Source organism: Pseudomonas sp. P4_C1, assembly GCF_056402155.1.
Window position 1 is genome coordinate 1 of sequence record NZ_JBFUHY010000180.1, and the last position, 529, is coordinate 529.

Genomic DNA, 529 nt, shown 5'->3' on the forward strand with positions numbered 1-529 from the left:
GACGACTTATCGACGACTTATCGTGAATTACGGGCTTTGGGTGCGAGTAAAGAAGTCGCCCAGAAAGTGGCATGTAACACCCGTCGTTGGTGGGACAACAGTCGATGGGCCTTGAATTGGGTGCTTAATCTCGCGTGGTTTGATCGCTTGGGACTTCCACGTCTCTCCTGACCTCAATCCCTCGAACCGCCCGGTGCGGACCCGCATGCCGGGTGGTGTGGCAGGGGTACGGTCTATGAAGGCCGTCCCCTATGCCGATTGCCTGCGAATTTAGCGGTTGATGCAAATCCACTAATGAAATGGCTACCCCCGCCGCCCCCTGTGATCGACCACTAAGCTTTCACAGGGGGCTTATCGGAGATCATTGCCATGAGCAAAGTAGCTATTGCCGCCATCGATCTGGGAAAACACACCTTTCATCTACATGCACAGGATGATCGTGGTCACGAGCTGTACCGCAAAAAATTCAATCGGGTAGCGCTCATGCAGCACCTGATGAACCTTGAGCCCTGCACTGTCGTGATGGAGG

At 54.4% G+C, this 529-nt stretch carries 2 pseudogenes; both read left to right on the plus strand.

The annotated features are described in order from the left end of the window. Positions 1 to 171: pseudogene (locus AC1DU9_RS29895) on the plus strand (group II intron reverse transcriptase/maturase); the annotation flags it as partial. Between the two features lie 198 nt (positions 172 to 369). Beyond that, positions 370 to 529, plus strand: a pseudogene (locus AC1DU9_RS29900) (IS110 family transposase); the annotation flags it as partial.